Raw genomic sequence first — 4,150 nt, forward strand, 5'->3', positions numbered from 1 at the left:
CTGAAAGGAGGTGATCCAGTGTCGAGAGAAACATTGGAGAGAGGTGTCGGAACAGCCCGGAGGATGATCTGCTAGGGCAGCCCCTGGCAAGAAATCCGATCGAGGTTGGCATTGCCTAACCGGCCCGCCTCCTTGACGTCTCGAATGGGTCACTCCACAGGCAGGGTGACCCATTTCCCATTTCAGACCGCCTCGCCCGGCATGCTTCGGGCGCAGCGCGATGCAGGGGCCGCCCGGGAGACCGTGGCGGCCCCCGCTTTTTGTGCTAGGTCCAACCCATGCTTCAGATAAACGACCGCATCAGCATCGAAGACTGGGAGATGACGGAACAGTTCATCCGCGCCTCCGGGCCGGGCGGACAGAACGTCAACAAGGTCTCGACCGCGGTCGAGCTGCGCTTTGAGGCCGAGCGCTCGCCCAACCTGCCGCCAGCGGTGAAGACCCGCCTGCGCAAGCTTGCCGGGCGGCGCTGGACCAAGGAGGGCGCGGTGGTGCTGCAGGTCGACGAGACCCGCAGCCAGGCGCGCAACCGCGAGATCGCCCGCGAGCGCCTCGCCGAGCTGATCCGCAAGGCGCTGGAGAAGCCCAAGCGCCGCATCCCGACCAAGCCGACGCTGGGCTCGAAACGCCGCCGCCTCGAGGGCAAGAAGCAGCGCGGCGAGGTCAAGGCGCTGCGCGGCAAGGTCGATCCCGGCGCCTGAGCGCCGGCCGACCCGTTCAGAGGCGCCGCCCGCGAAGGGGCAATGCCGGTCTCAGCCCTCGGCGGTTGCCGCCATGGCGACCAGCTCGGGCACCTCGGACTCGCCGGTCCACTTTCCGGCCTCTTCCTTCTTCAGAACGACGACTTTGGTGCCGGTCTCGACCTGCTCGGCAAGCTGGATCACATCCTGATTGAACATCCGGATGCACCCCGACGAGGTCGCGTGGCCCACGGTCCACGGGCTCGGTGTGCCGTGGATGCGGTAAAGCGTGTCGCGGCCATTCTTGTAGAGATAGAGCGCCCGCGCGCCCAGCGGGTTCTCCATGCCGCCGGGAAGGCCGTTCTTCACCGGGCCATAGGTCTCGGGATCGCGGCGCAGCATGTTCTTGGTCGGGGTCCAGTAGGGCCAGTCGCGCTGAAACGGGATCGTCGCCTCTCCCGAGAAACCGTAGCCCTGCGCGCCCACGGCGATCAGATAGCGCATCGCCATGTCGTTGCCCTGCAGGTGGTAGAGGAACTTGCCGCCCGGATCGACCACGATGGTACCCGCCTCGTAGGGCGCATAGTACGGCACCAGCTGACGCTTGCGGAACTCGGTCAGGTACTTGTCCTCGATGGCCGGGATCTCGATGCCGTTGTCGACGGTCGCGGCATACATCGCCCGGGTCTCGTCGCTGATCTCGCCAAGCTGGTTCGGCGGCGGCGTGGTGGCACAGGCGGCAAGCAGCACCGGCAGGGCCAGCAGGCAAAGGCATCTCAGTCGCAGACTCGTCAGTAGGGTCATGGAAACTCTCTCGTCCTCTCGATCCCGCCGCCGCGACTGATCCGGCCAAAGCCCCTGGAAACGCCGGACCGGATCGCCACGGCCCCGCCCCGCCAGACACGGCATGGGTGTTTTCTGTTTTGTCCTTCTAAACTCGTCCGTCAGCCGGTGAGGTCAAGCAAACACCGCAACAGGCTTCCCACGAAGCGAAGCCTCGCTTATATGCGCGCCATGCAGAATCCCCCCGACCTGCGCCCCGACCTGGCGCGCGCCCGCATCTCCGAGACCAAACGCGACGGCCAGCCGACCATCGGCATGGTCTCTTTGGGCTGCCCCAAGGCGCTGGTCGACAGCGAACGCATCCTGACCCGGCTGCGCGCCGAGGGCTACGGCATCTCGCCCGATTACGCCGGCGCCGACGCGGTGATCGTCAACACCTGCGGCTTCCTCGACAGCGCCAAAGCCGAGAGCCTCGAGGCCATCGGCGAGGCGCTGAACGAAAACGGCAAGGTCATCGTCACCGGCTGCCTCGGCGCCGAGCCCGAGTACATCACCGGCGTGCACCCCAAGGTGCTGGCCGTCACCGGCCCGCACCAGTACGAGCAGGTGCTCGACGCGGTGCATGGCGCGGTGCCGCCGTCGCCCGACCCCTTCGTCGATCTGCTGCCGTCCTCGGGGGTGAAGCTCACACCGCGGCATTACAGCTATCTCAAGATCTCCGAGGGCTGCAATCACGCCTGCAAGTTCTGCATCATCCCCGACATGCGCGGCAAGCTGGCCTCGCGCCCGCACCGCGCGGTGATGCGCGAGGCGGAAAAGCTGGTCGAGGCAGGCGTCAGGGAACTGCTGGTGATCAGCCAGGACACCTCGGCCTACGGCACCGACTGGAAGGACCGCACCGAGAAGGCGCCGATCCTGTCGCTGGCCCGCGACCTGGGGGCCCTCGGGGCGTGGGTGCGGATGCACTACGTCTACCCCTACCCCCACGTGCGCGAGATGATCCCGCTGATGGCCGAGGGCGGCATCCTGCCTTATCTCGACATCCCCTTCCAGCACGCCCACCCCGACACGCTGCGCCGCATGGCCCGGCCGGCCGCCGCCGCCCGCACCCTCGACGAGATCGCCGCCTGGCGCGCCGCCTGCCCCGAGATCGTGCTGCGCTCGACCTTCATCGTCGGCTACCCCGGCGAGACCGAGGCCGAGTTCCAGACCCTGCTCGACTGGATGGACGAGGCGCAGCTCGATCGGGTCGGCTGCTTCCAGTACGAGAACGTCGCCGGCGCCCGCTCCAATGCCCTGCCCGACCACGTGCCCGACGAGGTCAAGCAGGAGCGCTGGGATCGCTTCATGCAGAAGGCGCAGGCGATCTCCGAGGCCAAGCTCGCCGCCAAGGTCGGTCGCCGGATGGACGTGATCGTCGACCTGGTCGAGGACGACGCCGCCACCTGCCGCACCAAGGCCGACGCACCGGAGATCGACGGCAACCTGTTCATCGACGAAGGCCACGAGACGCTGTCGCCCGGCGATATCGTCACCGTCGAGGTCGACGAAGCCGGAGAGTACGACCTCTGGGGCCGGCTCGTCTAAGGCGAGATTCGGGTGATTCGGGCGCAATAGCACACGCTATGCGAGAAGTGCGCGCGCGCCGAGCAAACACAGGCGAGCGTTAACATCCGGATTCGTCGCACTTTCCCGGCGTGTCAACACAGCTTTGGAGTTAGAGCGGATTTACGCTAGGTCAAACTACGACTTTGGTGGTATAGTTACACCATAGTTAAAGCCATCGCTCGTCAGCCCACCCGCTGCCCCTGGATCATCAGGATCCGGATCCGTCCGATCCTTGAGCAATCCGCCTGCTGGGCCAAGAGACCTCTGATTTTATAGAGACTTTTCGATCTCAGAGAATGCTCCTGCATCGCGGGGGCATTCTTTTTGGGAAGGCCGCGCGCCGCAATTTCCGCGCCTGCGCGCTTGCACCGGCCGCGCCCCTGCGGCATGGCTCTGCGCCATGGCGAAGCTCTACTTCAACTACTCCACGATGAATGCCGGCAAGTCGACGCTGCTCCTTCAGGCGGCGCATAATTACGGCGAGCGCGGCATGGAGGTGTATCTCCTGACCGCGCGGCTCGACACCCGCGCCGGCGAGGGCCGCATCGGCTCGCGAATCGGGCTCGGGCGCGAGGCCGACACCTTCACGCCCGAGGACGATCTCTTTTCCCGGATCGCCGCGCAGCAGGAAACGCGCGAGCTCGCCTGCATCTTCGTCGACGAGGCGCAGTTCCTCACCGAAGCGCAGGTCTGGCAACTGGCTCGCGTCGCCGACGACCTGAAGATCCCGGTGATGGCCTACGGGCTGCGGGTCGATTTCCGAGGCCAGCTGTTCCCTGGCTCCGCGGTGCTGCTGGCGCTGGCCGACACGCTGCGCGAGGTGCGCACGATCTGCCATTGCGGGCGCAAGGCGACGATGGTGATCCGGCAGGACGGCGACGGGAGCGTGGTGGTCGATGGCGATCAGGTGCAGATCGGCGGCAACGAGACCTATATCTCGCTCTGTCGCAGACACTGGCGCGAGGCCGTGGCCGACCGGCCCGCCTCCTGAGCCCGCATGGGGGGGGGGGGGGGCCCCGCCGGGGGGGGGGGGGGGGGGGCGGCGGCGCCGGAGGAAAGAGAAGAAAAAGAAAGAAAAA

Annotated in this window: 4 protein-coding genes; 3 read left to right on the top strand and 1 reads right to left on the bottom strand. The window is 66.6% G+C overall.

What is annotated here, in order from left to right:
* Positions 1–278 precede the first annotated feature (278 nt).
* Positions 279–701, top strand: a complete 423-nt coding sequence (gene arfB / locus AC6RA4_RS23660; RefSeq protein ID WP_500164474.1) for an alternative ribosome rescue aminoacyl-tRNA hydrolase ArfB — start codon at positions 279–281, stop codon at positions 699–701.
* Positions 702–752: 51 nt separating this feature from the next.
* On the opposite strand, the gene AC6RA4_RS23665 is transcribed toward arfB, so the two are convergent.
* Positions 753–1,484 carry a L,D-transpeptidase gene (locus AC6RA4_RS23665; RefSeq protein WP_500164476.1) on the bottom strand — a complete coding sequence of 244 codons (732 nt, stop codon included), beginning with the start codon at positions 1,482–1,484 and terminating at the stop codon, positions 753–755.
* A gap of 201 nt (positions 1,485–1,685) precedes the next feature.
* On the opposite strand from AC6RA4_RS23665, the gene rimO reads away from it, so the two are divergent.
* Together rimO and AC6RA4_RS23675 are read left to right on the top strand one after the other, a co-directional pair.
* A complete protein-coding gene (gene rimO, locus AC6RA4_RS23670) occupies positions 1,686–3,050 on the top strand; it encodes a 30S ribosomal protein S12 methylthiotransferase RimO (RefSeq protein ID WP_500164478.1) in 1,365 nt (454 codons plus the stop codon).
* 421 nt (positions 3,051–3,471) lie between these two features.
* Entirely contained in the window at positions 3,472–4,062 is a 591-nt protein-coding gene (locus tag AC6RA4_RS23675) for a thymidine kinase (protein ID WP_500164480.1), read from the top strand.
* The last annotated feature ends 88 nt before the right edge of the window (positions 4,063–4,150 follow it).

The organism is Salipiger sp. (assembly GCF_059781815.1).